At 32.2% G+C, this 14,875-nt stretch carries 16 protein-coding genes and 1 riboswitch; of the genes, 6 read left to right on the forward strand and 10 right to left on the reverse strand.

The features are described 5' to 3' along the window. Positions 1-38 precede the first annotated feature (38 nt). From ACMOUI_RS00760 to ACMOUI_RS00770, 3 genes are read right to left on the reverse strand one after another with little or no spacing between them, the layout of a single operon-like run. The gene (locus ACMOUI_RS00760; protein WP_418963835.1) at positions 39-290 is read right to left on the reverse strand and encodes a hypothetical protein; all 252 of its coding nucleotides are present in this window, start codon (positions 288-290) and stop codon (positions 39-41) included. A gap of 16 nt (positions 291-306) precedes the next feature. After that, positions 307-1,155, reverse strand: a complete 849-nt coding sequence (locus tag ACMOUI_RS00765) for an outer membrane protein OmpK (RefSeq protein ID WP_418963836.1) — start codon at positions 1,153-1,155, stop codon at positions 307-309. A gap of 13 nt (positions 1,156-1,168) precedes the next feature. Next, entirely contained in the window at positions 1,169-2,251 is a 1,083-nt protein-coding gene (locus ACMOUI_RS00770; RefSeq protein ID WP_418963837.1) for a pyridoxal phosphate-dependent aminotransferase, read from the reverse strand. A gap of 109 nt (positions 2,252-2,360) precedes the next feature. On the opposite strand from ACMOUI_RS00770, the gene ACMOUI_RS00775 reads away from it, so the two are divergent. The 5 genes from ACMOUI_RS00775 to ACMOUI_RS00795 all read left to right on the forward strand — a co-directional run bounded on the left by ACMOUI_RS00775 (position 2,361) and on the right by ACMOUI_RS00795 (position 8,555). Further along, positions 2,361-3,332, forward strand: coding sequence for a gluconeogenesis factor YvcK family protein (locus tag ACMOUI_RS00775; RefSeq protein WP_418963838.1), 972 nt, complete (start codon positions 2,361-2,363; stop codon positions 3,330-3,332). 21 nt (positions 3,333-3,353) lie between these two features. Continuing rightward, positions 3,354-4,745, forward strand: coding sequence for an aminopeptidase (locus ACMOUI_RS00780; RefSeq protein WP_418963839.1), 1,392 nt, complete (start codon positions 3,354-3,356; stop codon positions 4,743-4,745). 204 nt (positions 4,746-4,949) lie between these two features. Further along, positions 4,950-5,135, reverse strand: a riboswitch (cobalamin riboswitch). 104 nt (positions 5,136-5,239) lie between these two features. After that, positions 5,240-6,175: an NAD(P)H-dependent flavin oxidoreductase gene (locus ACMOUI_RS00785; RefSeq protein WP_418963840.1), complete on the forward strand. Its 936-nt coding sequence runs from the start codon at positions 5,240-5,242 to the stop codon at positions 6,173-6,175. A gap of 89 nt (positions 6,176-6,264) precedes the next feature. Continuing rightward, entirely contained in the window at positions 6,265-7,377 is a 1,113-nt protein-coding gene (locus tag ACMOUI_RS00790; protein ID WP_418963841.1) for an ethanolamine utilization protein EutH, read from the forward strand. 5 nt (positions 7,378-7,382) lie between these two features. Next, complete coding sequence (locus ACMOUI_RS00795) at positions 7,383-8,555, forward strand: M20 family metallopeptidase (protein WP_418963850.1); 1,173 nt, start codon at positions 7,383-7,385, stop codon at positions 8,553-8,555. A gap of 35 nt (positions 8,556-8,590) precedes the next feature. On the opposite strand, the gene mscL is transcribed toward ACMOUI_RS00795, so the two are convergent. The 7 genes from mscL to ACMOUI_RS00830 all read right to left on the reverse strand — a co-directional run bounded on the left by mscL (position 8,591) and on the right by ACMOUI_RS00830 (position 14,265). Continuing rightward, positions 8,591-8,986: a large-conductance mechanosensitive channel protein MscL gene (mscL, locus tag ACMOUI_RS00800; RefSeq protein WP_418963842.1), complete on the reverse strand. Its 396-nt coding sequence runs from the start codon at positions 8,984-8,986 to the stop codon at positions 8,591-8,593. 25 nt (positions 8,987-9,011) lie between these two features. Next, positions 9,012-9,251: a hypothetical protein gene (locus ACMOUI_RS00805; RefSeq protein ID WP_418963843.1), complete on the reverse strand. Its 240-nt coding sequence runs from the start codon at positions 9,249-9,251 to the stop codon at positions 9,012-9,014. Positions 9,252-9,331: 80 nt separating this feature from the next. Next, entirely contained in the window at positions 9,332-10,663 is a 1,332-nt protein-coding gene (locus ACMOUI_RS00810; RefSeq protein ID WP_418963844.1) for an MATE family efflux transporter, read from the reverse strand. A gap of 82 nt (positions 10,664-10,745) precedes the next feature. After that, positions 10,746-11,498: a hypothetical protein gene (locus ACMOUI_RS00815; protein ID WP_418963845.1), complete on the reverse strand. Its 753-nt coding sequence runs from the start codon at positions 11,496-11,498 to the stop codon at positions 10,746-10,748. Between the two features lie 63 nt (positions 11,499-11,561). Further along, positions 11,562-12,245 carry a HesA/MoeB/ThiF family protein gene (locus ACMOUI_RS00820; protein ID WP_418963846.1) on the reverse strand — a complete coding sequence of 228 codons (684 nt, stop codon included), beginning with the start codon at positions 12,243-12,245 and terminating at the stop codon, positions 11,562-11,564. Next, the gene (locus ACMOUI_RS00825) at positions 12,245-12,466 is read right to left on the reverse strand and encodes a MoaD/ThiS family protein (RefSeq protein WP_418963847.1); all 222 of its coding nucleotides are present in this window, start codon (positions 12,464-12,466) and stop codon (positions 12,245-12,247) included. The genes ACMOUI_RS00820 and ACMOUI_RS00825 overlap by 1 nt, the downstream gene beginning before the upstream one ends. Continuing rightward, a complete protein-coding gene (locus ACMOUI_RS00830) occupies positions 12,460-14,265 on the reverse strand; it encodes an aldehyde ferredoxin oxidoreductase family protein (RefSeq protein WP_418963848.1) in 1,806 nt (601 codons plus the stop codon). The genes ACMOUI_RS00825 and ACMOUI_RS00830 overlap by 7 nt, the downstream gene beginning before the upstream one ends. 159 nt (positions 14,266-14,424) lie before the next feature. Here ACMOUI_RS00830 and ACMOUI_RS00835 point away from each other — a divergent pair. Next, the coding region (locus ACMOUI_RS00835) for an AbrB family transcriptional regulator (RefSeq protein ID WP_418963849.1) at positions 14,425-14,875 on the forward strand (451 nt) is incomplete at its 3' end.

Consider the following 14,875-nt stretch of genomic DNA (forward strand, 5'->3'; position numbering starts at 1 on the left):
GTATAAGAAAAAAACCTCTCCAATTTGGAGAGATTTTTTTACATCTCAAATATATTATTTATTTTTAAAATATTTTTATCCAAAACCTCAAATTCAATATAAGTATAGATATCTTCAACACTATCTTGATCTTTATTTTCAAAGGCGATAACACCTTCATTTAAGCAATCTTGAATCTCTCTTTCACTTAAATCGTTGTGTATACTATAGTAATTGTTTTCAATCATAAAATTATTTAACTCTTCAAAAGTTAATTTTTTTCCCACTAAGGAAAGTTCATTTTTTAACATAAGTTCCTCCTATAAATTAGAACATAATAGCGTAGTGAATACCAAACGATTCATTATTTTTGTTTGAACTATGCTGATCAACTTGAGAAAAATGATTATTTATCTGATATGTATAACTTAGAGATAGATTGTTATTTAAGTAAAATCTAATTTGATTTTGCCACTGTAAAGAATCATGGGTTTGTTTATCTGATTCAGAACTATTTTTAGCCCCAAAATCATAGTCTAACCATCCGCTAAAACCAAATTTCATACCATTTTCAAATTTATATATAGTACCCCCATAAGCTATATTAAATAGGTACCCATCCCATTGGTCCTCGTTTCTACCATAGTTTTTATCAACATATCTAGCATACAAATTTGTTTTAAAATAATCAAATTTCATATATTTCATCTCTGGAATAGAGATATAGTTACCAATACCAACATAATATTTTCTAAGCCCCTTGTTTTGTCCATTCCATTCGCTTTTTCCGTGAACATTATCAAAGTCGAATTGAGTGGCAATAAACCATTCAGATACAGGTCCTATGGAAAGATTTTTTCCCACTAATCCATCTATAGATACTCTAGGGGAAATCTCACCATATGTATAGTTATTATCAACTCCATTTTTATCACTTAAACTTGGGTCTTTAAATATGTTGGATCTATCAACAAACCAGTATAGATCTAAAAGATCATATCGAGTAGTTCCCTGGATTTCAAAAATAACATCTTTTTCTGATGTACCCCATCCATTTGGTAAAGCGTTTCCTTTGATTAAACTACCCTCTAAAACTGTGAAGTTCCAAGGCTCATATTTAGCAAAAGAAACTGTAGAAAGACAAAGTGAACCTAAAAATAAAAATTTTTTTAACATATTTCCTCCGTGATCAATATTTTTGCATAAAATTAGAAATCTCATGCAATAAAAATTCTATGTTCTCTTTTGTAAGTACACAAACTCTAAAAAAATTATTATTTAACATATCAAAAGATTCAGCTTTTCTAATAATGATCCCCTTTTTAGATAGGAACTCATAAAGATTATCTGAATTAAACTCTGAAGTTAAAATTTCACATAGAATAAAATTACTACTTGAATTATAGACTTTAAAATTTTTAAATTTTTTTAATCCACTATATAGTAACTCAAAGTTCTCTTTAAATTTTCTGTGACACATATTGATAAAATCAGTATCTTTAAACATTGCCTCACCCATAATATCAGCAAAAATATTTATATTCCATAGATTTGGAATAGAGCTTAAAGAGTTTAAAATATCCCCTTTAGACACAATGGAATATCCCAATCTGATACCAGGAGTAGAAAAGAACTTAGAGGTTCCTCTGATAACTATAAGCTCTTGGCATCTATCTACAAGATTGATGGCAGAGGTTTTAGAAAAATCTGTGAACTCAATATATGTCTCATCAATCATAATTGGTTTTTTAAAATTAAAATATAGTTTTTCTATGTCCTCAAGAGAGATTAGAGTGCCAGTTGGATTGTTGGGGTTACATATAATAATCATATCAAAGTTAGATTTTTTAGTGGTCTCAATAACCTCATTGATATCTATTTGGAACTCACTCTCTTTTTTATAAAAAAATTTGGTGATTTTAGAACCTATATTTTTTAGCTCTTTTTCATACTCAGAGTATGCTGGAGATAAGAGCAAAGTATGCTTAGGATTGATTACCTTTATACTTGAAGCTATCAGTTCAGTAGCTCCACTGCCCAAAACAATATTTTCTGGATTACATCTACAATACTCGGCAATACTAGCTTTTAACTCTGTATAATCAGGATCTGGATACACACTGGCCAGGTGTAAATTAGCTCTTAATTTTTCAACACCTTTGGGACTAAGACCAAAAGGATTTATATTTGAACTAAAATCTATAATCTGATTTTCATCGATACCAAGTGTTTCAGACAGTTGATGAAGATTTGCTCCATGATTACTTTTCATAAAACCCCTCCATTATTTAAAATATACAACTATTTTAACAAATATAGTTTTTTTTTGCAAAAGAATGTTATAAAATATAGGTATAATTAAAATAAAAGGGGAATAAATTATGAGAAATCCAAAAGTAGTAGTAATTGGAGGGGGAAGTGGACTGTCTGTAGTTCTAAGAGGATTAAAACACTTTCCAATAGATATAACAGCCATAGTGTCTGTTGCAGATAGTGGAGGAAGTAGTGGAATTTTAAAAAAAGAGTTCAATATACCCGCTCCAGGAGATTTAAGGAATGTAATGATAGCTTTAAGCAATGTAGAACCTTTGATTGAGGAGGTTTTTCAGTACCGTTTTAAAGAGAATTCATCCATAGGAGCGCATCCATTAGGTAATCTATTGATTACAGCAATGACAGAGATAACTGGGGATGTTCAGGTAGCGCTGAGAAGACTTAGGAAATTATTTAATATAAATGGAAAGATATTGCCAGCAACTTTAGAAAAAATAGAGTTAATAGCTGAAAAGACAAGTGGAGGATTTGTATTTGGAGAATCGGATATACCTGTTTTAGGTGAGAAGATAAAAAGAGTTTTCTATGATGGAGAGGTGAGCAGTCCAAAGGAGAATATAAAGGCTATTGAGGAGGCTGATTTAATTGTGTTTTCAATTGGAAGTCTCTATACAAGCATCATTCCAAATTTGCTATTGGAAAATATGCAGGAAGCCTTAAAAAAGTCTAAGGCTCAGAAAATATATATATGTAATGCTATGGGGCAGATGGGGGAAACAGAAAATTATAGCGTTGCAGATCATATAGAGTCAATAAATAGACATGTGGGCTTTGATATGATTGATAAAGTTATTGTAAACTCTGTTGAGATTCCAGAGGAGATAGTGGAGAGATATAAAGAGGAGGGAAGCACACCAGTAGATTTAGATATAAATAGATTGAAAAAAATGAGAGTAAAGGTAATAAAAGAACCTCTGATAAAGATTGATTCAGAGAAAAGAGTTAGGCATCTATCATATAAGTTAGCAGCAGTTGTATATTCTCAAATAGACAATTTAGAAAACTTTTATGAGGAATAAATATAAAAATAGGAGGAGAGAATGTTATTAAAAAAAGAGAATGGATGGAAAAATGAAAATCTAGACAAAAAAGAGATTTTTAAATTTTGTCAAGGTTACAAAGAGTCATTAGATTGTGGAAAAACAGAGAGAGAGTATGTTAAATTCGGTTTAGAGTTAGCTAAAAAAAATGGATTTGTATGCGCCAGTACAAAGGATAAACTAGAGAGTGGGGATAAGGTTTATTATGTGAACAGAGAGAAAAATTTAGTTTTAGCAGTTATTGGAAAAGAGAGGATAACAAAGGGAATAAACTACGTTGTTTCTCATATAGATTCACCGAGAATTGATTTAAAACAAAACCCTCTATATGAAGAGTTGGAGTTAGGATATATGAAAACACACTACTATGGAGGAATAAAAAAGTATCAGTGGGCATCAATTCCACTGTCTTTACATGGAGTTGTCATACTGGCAAATGGAGAAAAAAAAGAGATTATAGTAGGGGAAAAAGAGGATGATCCAGTATTTACAATACCAGATTTACTTCCACATCTTGCTGCTAAATATCAAGGGGATAGACAGGCTGGTGAAGTTATAAAAGGTGAGGAGCTACAAATTATAGTGGGCTCTATACCAACAACAATAAAAAATAGTGAGATAAAAGAGCTGATAAAATACCAAATTTTAGAGGTGTTAAATAAAGAGTATGGTATGATAGAGGAGGATTTTATATCGGCAGAGTTCCAGTTAGTTCCAGCATTTAAAGCCAAAGATATAGGTTTAGATAGATCTCTTATAGGAGCGTATGGACAAGATGACAGAGTATGTGGGTATACATCTTTAAAAGCCATATTAGATATGGAAAAAACTCCTGAAAAAACAGCTGTCTGTTTCTTGGCTGATAAGGAGGAAACAGGCTCTCATGGATCAACAGGACTACAATCCAACTATTTAGAGTATTTTACAAGTGATCTAATAAATAGAGTTCAGGGAACATACAGTGATTTGGATTTAAGAAATACACTTTGGAATTCAAATGCACTATCTTCAGATGTAAATGCAGCTATGGATCCAATATTTAAAGGAGTACATGAGGCTCAAAATGCGGCAAAATTAAACTATGGGATAGTTGTAACAAAGTTTACAGGAGCCAGAGGAAAAAATGGAACAAATGATGCTGATGCAGAGTATGTATGGAGTATAAGAAACCTATTAAATACACATGGAATAACTTGGCAGATTGGAGAGTTAGGAAAAGTAGATGAAGGTGGAGGGGGAACAGTGGCAATGCTTTTAGCAGAAGTTGGAATAAAAACTATTGATGTTGGACCAGCACTTTTAGCTATGCACTCTCCATTTGAAGTATCTTCAAAGCTAGATGTATATGAAACATATAGAACTTATAAGGTTTTCTTTGAAAATATGATTTAATTATAGAAAATTGGTTTAAATAATAAAGCTCTCTATCCTAGACACCGTTTCTAGAATAGAGAGCTTTTAAAAGTTTGTTTAAAAGTTTGTTTGTTTTATAAAAGTTTTTTAGTTTGTTTTCCTTATAGTCAAAAAAATGATGTTACATTCATAAAGACTTTAAGGAAAAAAATGCCAAAATCTCATCATATTTAGTTCCTCCCTCGAAGATAATATACTAAAGATAAATATCCTGACTCTTTTCATTCTACTCGTAAACCTTCCCAGATAAAAATCCAGTGGTATAAAATACTTTCGTCCAAATTACAGTGGCGGGGCCGTAGAGGAATCAAACCTCATTTCCTTATCTAAGTATCCTGTTATGTTATTAACATTAATATGAATATACTCCATATAATATATAAAGTCAAGAGTGAAATTTAATAAAAAAAGTTTCCATTTTTTGATAACATATGTTATCATAACATGTGTTATCATACTTGGAGGTGAAATTAATGAAAATAGGAGATTTAAATATAGAGGTACCAATAATTCAGGGAGGAATGGGGATTAGAGCGTCGATGTCAAGATTAGCTTCAGCAGTAGCGAATCAAGGTGGCATAGGAGTTATATCAGGAACAGCAATCCCAGCTGACGAGTTTAGAGATGAGATTAGAAAAGCAAAAGAGATGATTATAAAGAAGGGTGGAGCACTAGGAGTAAATATAATGGTTGCTGCATCAAACTTTGCAGAAGCGGTTAAAGTATCAATAGAGGAGAAAGTTGACATGATAATTTGTGGAGCTGGATTCTCAAGAGATATTTTTGAAACGGTAAAGGGAACAGGAGTAAAGGTTGTTCCAATAGTTTCCAGTTTAAAATTGGCTAAAATAGCTGAAAAATTAGGAGCAGATGCCATTGTTGTTGAGGGTGGAAATGCTGGAGGACACTTGGGAACAGATAAAGATTCATGGGAGATTATGGAGGAGATAGTAAATGGTGTATCGATTCCAGTCTTTGGTGCAGGAGGAGTTATTACTCCAGAGGATGCAGAAAGAATGATGTCTTTAGGTGTGGATGGAATTCAAATGGGAAGTAGATTTATAGCAACAGAAGAGTGTGAGGTAAGCCAAGAGTTCAAAGAGATGTATGTAAATGCAAAAGAGGGAGATGTAGTTCAGATTATGAGTTCTGCAGGATTGCCAGCAAATGCTATTGTTTCTCCATATGTGAAAAGAGTAATAGATGAGGAGATATTAACACCTAAAAAATGTACAAGCTGTTTAAAAAAATGCAGCAGAAAGTTTTGTGTGAGGGATAGTTTAATAAAGGGTCATGAAGGGAACGCTTTAGAGGGAATTTTCTTCGCAGGAAAAGATGCGTGGAAAATAAGTGAGATACTATCTGTAAAAGAGGTATTTGATCTATTTAAAGGTAAAGTGTTGAGATAGGAAGAAATAAAAATCTAGTATTAATGTACTAGATTTTTTTTTGATTCATGATATAATCAATTGATAAAAATAAAATAGGAGGATCATAGTTGAAAGTTATATTTTTTATTTTAACTTTTTTTGCAGTTTTAGGAGCATTGGACAGGTGTTTAGGAAATAGATTGGGGTATGGAAAAAGGTTTCAAGAGGGAATTTGTGTAGCAGGTCCATTAATATTGGCCATGTTAGGAATTTTATCTATAAGTCCATTGATATCAAAATTTTCAAGACCTTTTGTTGAAAAGCTCTACTTCTTAACTGGAATTGATCCATCAATATATATAAACTCGATTTTAGCAACAGATATGGGTGGGTATTTTTTAGCAAAAGATTTGGCTATGAATGAGAGCTTAATAGATTTTTCAGGGCTTATCTTGGGCTCTATGTTAGGAACAGTTGTTATTTTTACCATGCCTGTGGCCTTTGGGATTATAGATGATATGTCGAAGGAAAATTTTTCTAAAGGAATTTTAAGTGGTGTTGCAACAATTCCTTTAGGATGTCTGGTTGCTGGAGTGATTATGGGGCTTGAAATTATGCTGATAGTATATAATTTGATTCCAGTTGTTATTTTTTCAGGAGTTATCTGTGTTGGACTTTGGTTTTCTCCAGAAAAAACTTGTAAAATATTTGATGGATTTGGTAAAGGGATGACCGTTATTATCACTTTGGGATTGATTTTAACAATAGTTGAAACAATGTTTGGTTATTCGATTATAGAGGGATTAAATCCAATAGATGAAAGCATGAAAGTTGTCACTAGGGTGGCATTAACTCTAAGTGGAGCTTATCCATTCCTATATTTTATTGAAAAATATTTAAAAAATCTTTTAAAAAGGATGGGAGCTATATTGGGAGTAGATGAAAGTGGAACAGCTGGATTTATGGCATCTTTAGTTAGTAGTATACCAATGTTTGGTATTTTTAATAAGATGGATAACAACAGTAAGATAATAAACAGTGCTTTTGCAGTTGCAGGTTCCTATGTTTTTGGAGGTCAATTGGGATTTGTTGCGGGAGTTTCTCCAGATAGTGTAGTGCCCTTTATTGTAGCTAAATTAATATCGGGATTCAGTGCAGTTTACTTAGCTAAGGTAATGTTTATAAATAAAAAAGAGAGAGATAACAATTTTGTCTTAAATAAAAGTTTTAAAATAAACTAGGAGGGATAGATTTGGAAAAAACTATATTGGAACTTAAAGAGAGATATTTAGAAATTTTTGAAGAGTTAAAAGAGCTAAACAGTTTTTTGTTTGAAAATCCAGAGTTAGGTTTAAAAGAGTTTAAAGCTAGAGATAAACATTGTGAATTATTGGAAAAATATGGATTTTTTGTAGAAAAGGGATACTGCGGAATAGAAACTGCCTTTTTAGCAAACTATGTTGGAGAAAAACCAGGACCGAGAATAGCATATTTAGCTGAATACGATGCTCTACCAGAGATAGGACATGGATGTGGTCACAATATTTTAGGGGTTACAAGTAGTGCGGCAGGGATATTATTAAGAGAGTATGTAAATATCTATGGGGGAGAGGTTTTAGTAATTGGAACTCCAGCTGAAGAAACAGATGGAGCGAAAGTTGCCATGGTAAAAGCTGGAGCATTTAATGATATAGATGTGGCTATGATTGTGCATCCAACAAGTGGAGATTTTCATCTAAGAAGTAGCTCAAGTCAAGCTATGGAAGCACTACAGTTTACCTTTAGAGGTAAAACATCTCATGCTGCAGGCTCTCCACATTTAGGAATTAATGCATTAGATGGAGTCATAACGCTATTTAATACGATAAATGCTTTAAGACAACAGATTCTTCCAACAGATAGAGTGCATGGTATTATAACAAAGGGTGGAGAAGCTGCCAATATAATTCCAGATTTAGCAGTGGCAAATTTTTATGTTAGATCAAGAAACAAAAAAGAGTTGGACACTCTTTTAGAGAAGGTTAAAAATTGTGCCAATGGAGCAGCGATCTCTTCAGGTACTAAGTTAGAGATTGAAAATTATGAGACAAGTTTTTTAGACCTAATAACTAATAAAACTTTGATGAGTGTATATGAGGAGAGTTTAAAAGATATTGGAATAGAGGATATGAAAGACTCAGAGGATAGTGGTTCAACAGATGCTGGAGATGTGAGCCATATCTGTGCAACTATACATCCATATATGCCACTTTATAAAGATGTGATTAGTCACAGTAAGGGGTTAGCTGAGTGCACAATAGAAAGTGGTGCATATAGAGGGATGGAGGAAGCAGTTTTAGCCCTAACTTTAACAGGGATTAAGTTATTGAAAGATGAAAGATTAATAGATAAAATAAAGTTGGAGTTTGATAATAGATAAAAAAAGGATTGCTAGTGATAGCAATCCTTTTTTATCTATTTTTTTGATAAAATATCTCTTATCTCTGTTAAAAGAGTTTCCTCTTTGGTTGGAGCAGGTGGAGTAGGAGGGGTATCATCTTTTTTACGAAGACTGTTAATACCTTTTATCATAATGAAAATACAAAATGCAATTATAGTGAAATCAACCACAGACTGTATAAAGTTTCCATATCTTATTGCTGACTCTGGAACTGCCCCTTCAGCAGGTTTAATAACATATTTTAAATTGGTGAAATTGATTCCACCTAGGACTATACCTAGAATTGGCATTAAAATATCATTTACAATAGAGCTTACAATCTTTCCAAAAGCTCCTCCAATTATAACTCCCACAGCTAAATCGATAGCGTTTCCCTTAATTGCAAACTCTTTAAAATCTTTTAAAAACATTTAAGTACCTCCTTAATTATAAATATTAAGAAATCTCAATAGCTTTAATTACGTCGCAATCAAGAGCATTACGGTATAGACCCAACACTGTAGGAATTCCATCTGATTCATCAGCCTTAGATACCATAAACTCTCTAATTCTAATTTTATGACATTTTTTACATTTATATATATAGTATAATTGACTCATCACATTACCATAATCATCGGTAAAATTTTTTTTTGCTAGTCCTAAGAATTCAAAATCGTGTATAAGATGCAGCATAAGATTTCCCTCCTTTTACTAAAGTATTATGTGTATTTATACTAAAATAAAAGTTCATTTCTTTTTCTGCTTCAAAAAAATTATAGTGTTTTATTGATTCTCTTTTTTAAAGTTACCGCTGTTCCTGTTAAAAAAGTCATAAAATCTGCAAATGGTAGAGATAGCCAAACACCGTCAACTCCGATAAAACTAGGCAATGTAAAAATACCAATAGTGATAAATACAAAACTTCTACCAAAAGATAGAAAGTTAGCAAAAGTAGCTTTCTCCATAGATTGAAGGTAGGATATCTGAATAAAGTTAGCTCCTAGGAATATGATTGCAGAGGAATATATTAAAAGTCCTCTAGAAGCTAGTTTTATCAATTCTAAATCCCCATTAAAAAACTCAATAATAAAATTTCTTTTAAAATAAACTAGGAAAAGAATAGATAGAGCAACAATTAGAGATATTTTATGCCCTAAAATTAAAGTGTCTTTTATTCTTTTACTATGTTTAGCACCAAAATTATAACTTATAATTGGTTGAATTCCTTGGGCCAAACCATTAAAAATCATTCTAAAAACATAGAAAATATAGGCTATTATACTGAAGGCAGCGACACCAATCTCCCCTGTAAGAATCATTAGAGTTGAATTGAATAAAATGGTGATAACCGCCACTGCGAACTCTAAAATAAAAGAGGAGAAACCATTTAGACATATTCTCTTTATAATTTGAAAATCCAGTTTTTCTTTTATAAATTTAATATTACAATCTTTTTTGAAAAAGTATGATAATAAAAATAGTGCAGAGGCCATTTGAGCTATTCCAGTTGCATAGGCAGCACCATACATTCCCCATTTAAATTTAATTATAAATAGAGCATCCAAAGCTATATTTACAATAGCTCCCACGCCCATTGAGGCCATGGCAAAGTTGGGACTATTATCATTTCTTACAACAGCATTTAAAGAGATTGAAAGCATAAAAAATATACTAAATATTACTCCTGGAATTAAATAGGCTTTAGTTAAATAAAAGAGTTTATCACTACTTCCCAACATATATACTATTTTATTTTGAAATATTAGAGTCAATGAGCAGATAATGATATAGGATACAATATTCAAAATAATCATATGAGAAAAATATCGATTGACCTCTTTTAAGTTTCCTTCACCCTGTTTTATGGATATAACAGTTGCTCCCCCAGTACCAAACATTAAACTTAGAGCTATTGTGAGCGTAATAATAGGATATGCCAAATTAATGGCTGCTAATCCATCTCCACCAATACCTCTACCAATAAAAATACCATCTATGATAACATAAAAAGCTGATATTAACATTCCCATAACAGCTGGAAAAGAAAAGTTAAAAAATAACCTGCCTATGGGATCTTTTTCTAAATCAATTGAACTGAATTTCATTATCTACTCCTTTTAATTTTTTACATCGAGCTAGATTATAGCATAAAAAAAAGAGGCTGGTAAGCCTCTTTTTGAATTTGTTTTAAGCTATAAAAATTGGGGTATTAATATGCTCTAAAATATTTAATCCCATTCTGTTAGTTATTTTTTCTAAGAAGAAGGAGTGACTAAGGTTTCCCATAATTAAAAGAGAACTTTTGTTAAGTTCAAAATAAAAATCTTCAATATCATCTAAAGGGGATGAAAAACCTCTTAAATTTGGGAAAACCCCTTTGTTATGTATAAGTTCAAGAAGTGTATGTTCACCCTTAGTATAGTTCCATGTAAAAACATCTATTTTATCTAAGTCTGTACTAGAAAATAAACTTAGGAAATTATAGACACTTTTATTGACTTTAATGCCATCATCAGATACAACAGATATATTTTCAAAACTTAAAGCCTTTCCTCTTAAAACAATAATGGGTCTATATATAGTTTTTAAAATCTCTAAGAAAAGATCTCCTAAAAATAACCCCTCTTGATATAGAAGAACATCATTTAATCTTAAAAGATTTTTTAAATTTTCAGTAGTGATTTGAACAACAGTTAGAAGATGGGCATTTAATTTGTGTTCAATCAATTTCTTTTTTGTTTTATCTAAAAAATCATCCTGTAATTCAGAAAAATCCTCAAGAAGATTAGCTTCATCTTCAGAGTTATTGATAAATGGATTTACATTTAATGCATAGACAGGAGTTATTTCAAATCCAAACTCCTTTTTTAGTGATAGACAGCTTTCAATAATTAAATCTAGATTATCTCCACTTTTGAAAATAACAAGTGCCTTTTTCATAAAAACCTCCCAAGTTTAAATAGTATCTATAACTAATCTTATGAAGAAAAGATAGTTTTCCTTTTAAATTTTAAAAGAAATCCATTGAATATCAAAGTTTTCAATATCTATATAGTAAAAGCCATTATATTCATGCAGCTGTTCTGAAATGATTCTGATGAATAGTGAGAGTTGTAAAGAAGCTACAATGGAAACAACAAAACAGATGTTCCCCAATTTAGTTTCTATTCCAGTAGCACTCTTATTAGGATAAATTTTTTTTAAAATGGGAGATGTAGGTAAAATATAGCTAACTTGACCAAAAAATCCACCAACAGCACCATGAATTAAGGGTATTCCAAAAATTTGACATTTATTTTCAATATTAAATTTACTTTCAATATTGTCACAGCAATCAAAGACAATATCTACCTCATTAAAAAGAGAGGTGAAATCACAATTTTCAAATTTTTTACAGAATATCTCAACCTTTATGGAAGAGTTAACAGATTTAATATATTTTTGGGCTTCATTAGCTTTAAAAAGACCTATATTATCCTCTTTTGATAGCAGTTGTCTATTCAAATTGGAGATATCAAAGGTGTCAAAATCGACAACTTTAATTTTTTTAACTCCCAATCTGGCAAGTGAATCTAGGACATATCCCCCTAATCCACCAGCTCCTATAACTAAAATAGTTGTTTGGTTTATTCTTAGTTGTTCAGCTTCAGTGAGTGAGTTTAAATTTTTCATATACCTTAAATTCACTATCCACCTCCAACAGGGGGAAAAATAGAGATAATGTCATTGTCACTTAGCTCTTTATTAAAGGAGGAGTGGAATCCATTTATTAGAAATATAGAGACCTCATCTTCAGAGATTGAGAGTGTACTGAGAATCTCTTTTCCAGTTATTCCAAAATGAAATGGGATTTTTATAAGGGTACCTCTACTTTTTCTTAGGGTAGCAAAAAGGCGAATCTCTAACATAGATCCTCAAGTCCCAATCTATTGAGAGTCTCTTCTGTTGGAAATGCATTGACCCAACCACGAGCTTCATAGTATTCTGGTAGCATTATATTAAGTTTACTTTTATGACCTTTGGAAGGACCACTTTGAATACTCTCATTTAAAAGACGTTTAGGAAGGGTATCATCCTCAGGTTTCATTCCAGCTCTTTTATTGAATACTCTTTCTAAGTTATAGATTCTTTCACCTGCATCCAATAGAGAAGAGACTGTATGAGTTGTTCCAGTGGCAGCATTTAAGAAATTAGTGTAATCTTCAGCATTTAGAGCAAAAGATGTAAATAGACACATACCCATTGAATCAATAACAGCTGTCAAATCTTGGAAAGTTTTTGTCCAACTTGCTTTATTGTCAGTTGCAGTTCTATCTAATAGTTCAGGGTGAGCTAAAATTTCAGGAGATATCATATATCCTCTAACATGACAACCCCCTCTATTACTTGTGGCATAGTTTAATCCAATCCCTTGAATTCCTCTGGCATCATAAGCTGGAAGCTCCTGTTTTTTCACTGACATTGAAATCTCTGGATGACCATAATGTTCACATAGTCTTTGAGAACCTAGAGCCATCAGTTTTCCAAGTTCAGTTTCAGCAAAACCAACTCTTTTTGTCCATTCAACAACAGCTTTTTTATCTCCAAACTTTAAAGGAATACCTTCACACTCCTCCTCAGATATAAGTTTTTTTTCATATAGTTCCATTGCAGCAGCGATGGTACATGGTACAGATATTGAGTCCAATCCAAGCTCGTTACACCAAAAATTAGCTTCATTTATACTAGGTATATCATAGACACCACAGTTTCCACCATAAGCCCAAAGAGTCTCGTACTCAGGACCTCCAATCTCTTTTCCCTCTCTTTCAACAACTCTACCACAACCGATAGGGCACCTATGACAGTTGTATGTTTTTTTTAGATATTTTTCTGAGAGAGTTTCACCACTTATACTTTCAGCATTGTTGGAGTACGCATCTTGCCAGTTATTTGTGGGAAAACTTCCAGTTTCATTTATTATATTTACAAGAACAGCCGTACCATAAGTAGGTAATCCACTTCCAGTAACACCATCCTCTTTAATCTTTTTCATAGCTACTACTAACTCTTTTCTCAAAGCTTCGGGATTGTGTACTGGTATGGAGTTTCTAGTAGATTTTACAACAATAGCTTTTAAATTTTTTGAACCCATAACTGCTCCGACACCAGATCTACCAGCAGCTCTATCACCATCATTTATAATAGCTGCCATAAGAGATAGATTTTCACCACCAGGACCTATATTTAAAGTGGATGCATGGGGATAAAGAGAATTGAAAAAATCTTTGGTCTCACTACTAGTTTTACCCCATATATCATAGGCATCTAAAAGTTCTACTTTATTATCCTCAATAAGTAGGTATTTTGGAGATGAACTTTTCCCCTCTATAATAATACCATCAAATCCGGCATATTTTAGTTTTGCTCCCCACTCACCACCTGAGTTTGAACAGGCAATCATCCCAGTGAGAGGAGATTTTGTTACAACAACATATCTTCCACCAGTGGGAACAGAAGCTCCTGTTACAGGACCAGTCATAATGACTAGCTTATTTTCAGCAGATAGAGGGTCGATATTAGGATCGATTTCATCCAATAAGATTTTACTTCCAAGCCCTCTTGCACCGATAAATTTTTTGGCTAAGTTCAAATCTAAGGGTTCTGACGCTATTTCATTTGTAGTTAGATTAATTCGCAGTAATTTACCATTATATGATGTTTCCATAAATACACCTCCAGAAAATTATATGAATTATAATAAAATCTATGTCACTGCGAGTATACCTCATAAATATTTGATTATCAATAGCGAATGGGAAGAATAAATATATATTAAAAAAAAAATATGATAAGATAGATTAATAATATATTTTGGAGGGGATAAATGGATTTTTTATTGACAATAGTTGTCGCTATAGTTGGAGGAAAGATTGCAGTAAGACTAAAGATACCTGCGGGAGCAATGATCGGAGCAATGGTTTCTGTTTCAGCGTTTAACCTAAGTTTTGGAATAGCCACTATGCCAGCTGAGTATAAAATATTGACTCAAATAGCTACAGGGGCATTCATAGGAGCTAGAATAAAAAAAGAGGATATTTTGGGATTGAAAGAGGTTTTGAAGCCAGCTATAATAATAGTTAGCTGTATGGGAGTTATGAATTTTATTTTAGGTTATATTCTGTATAAAAACTCCTCATTGGATTTGACAACAGCTCTGTTTTCTACAGCTCCAGGGGGAATGATGGATATGAGTTTAATAGCTCATGAGTTAAATGCAGATTCAGCTAAAGTGGTAATTTTTCAATTAGTTAGATTAATATCTGTAATTGGAGTAA

The sequence above is a fragment of the Cetobacterium sp. genome (assembly GCF_048470075.1).
Lineage (GTDB): Bacteria > Fusobacteriota > Fusobacteriia > Fusobacteriales > Fusobacteriaceae > Cetobacterium_A.

Coding starts and splice junctions, on each gene's coding strand:
- ACMOUI_RS00760 (WP_418963835.1), bottom strand. CDS start 290: ATGTTAAAAAATGAACTTTCCTTAGTGGGAAAAAAATTAACTTTTGAA.
- ACMOUI_RS00765 (WP_418963836.1), bottom strand. CDS start 1,155: ATGTTAAAAAAATTTTTATTTTTAGGTTCACTTTGTCTTTCTACAGTT.
- ACMOUI_RS00770 (WP_418963837.1), bottom strand. CDS start 2,251: ATGAAAAGTAATCATGGAGCAAATCTTCATCAACTGTCTGAAACACTT.
- ACMOUI_RS00775 (WP_418963838.1), top strand. CDS start 2,361: ATGAGAAATCCAAAAGTAGTAGTAATTGGAGGGGGAAGTGGACTGTCT.
- ACMOUI_RS00780 (WP_418963839.1), top strand. CDS start 3,354: ATGTTATTAAAAAAAGAGAATGGATGGAAAAATGAAAATCTAGACAAA.
- ACMOUI_RS00785 (WP_418963840.1), top strand. CDS start 5,240: ATGAAAATAGGAGATTTAAATATAGAGGTACCAATAATTCAGGGAGGA.
- mscL (WP_418963842.1), bottom strand. CDS start 8,986: ATGTTTTTAAAAGATTTTAAAGAGTTTGCAATTAAGGGAAACGCTATC.
- ACMOUI_RS00805 (WP_418963843.1), bottom strand. CDS start 9,251: ATGCTGCATCTTATACACGATTTTGAATTCTTAGGACTAGCAAAAAAA.
- ACMOUI_RS00810 (WP_418963844.1), bottom strand. CDS start 10,663: ATGAAATTCAGTTCAATTGATTTAGAAAAAGATCCCATAGGCAGGTTA.
- ACMOUI_RS00815 (WP_418963845.1), bottom strand. CDS start 11,498: ATGAAAAAGGCACTTGTTATTTTCAAAAGTGGAGATAATCTAGATTTA.
- ACMOUI_RS00825 (WP_418963847.1), bottom strand. CDS start 12,466: ATGTTAGAGATTCGCCTTTTTGCTACCCTAAGAAAAAGTAGAGGTACC.
- ACMOUI_RS00830 (WP_418963848.1), bottom strand. CDS start 14,265: ATGGAAACATCATATAATGGTAAATTACTGCGAATTAATCTAACTACA.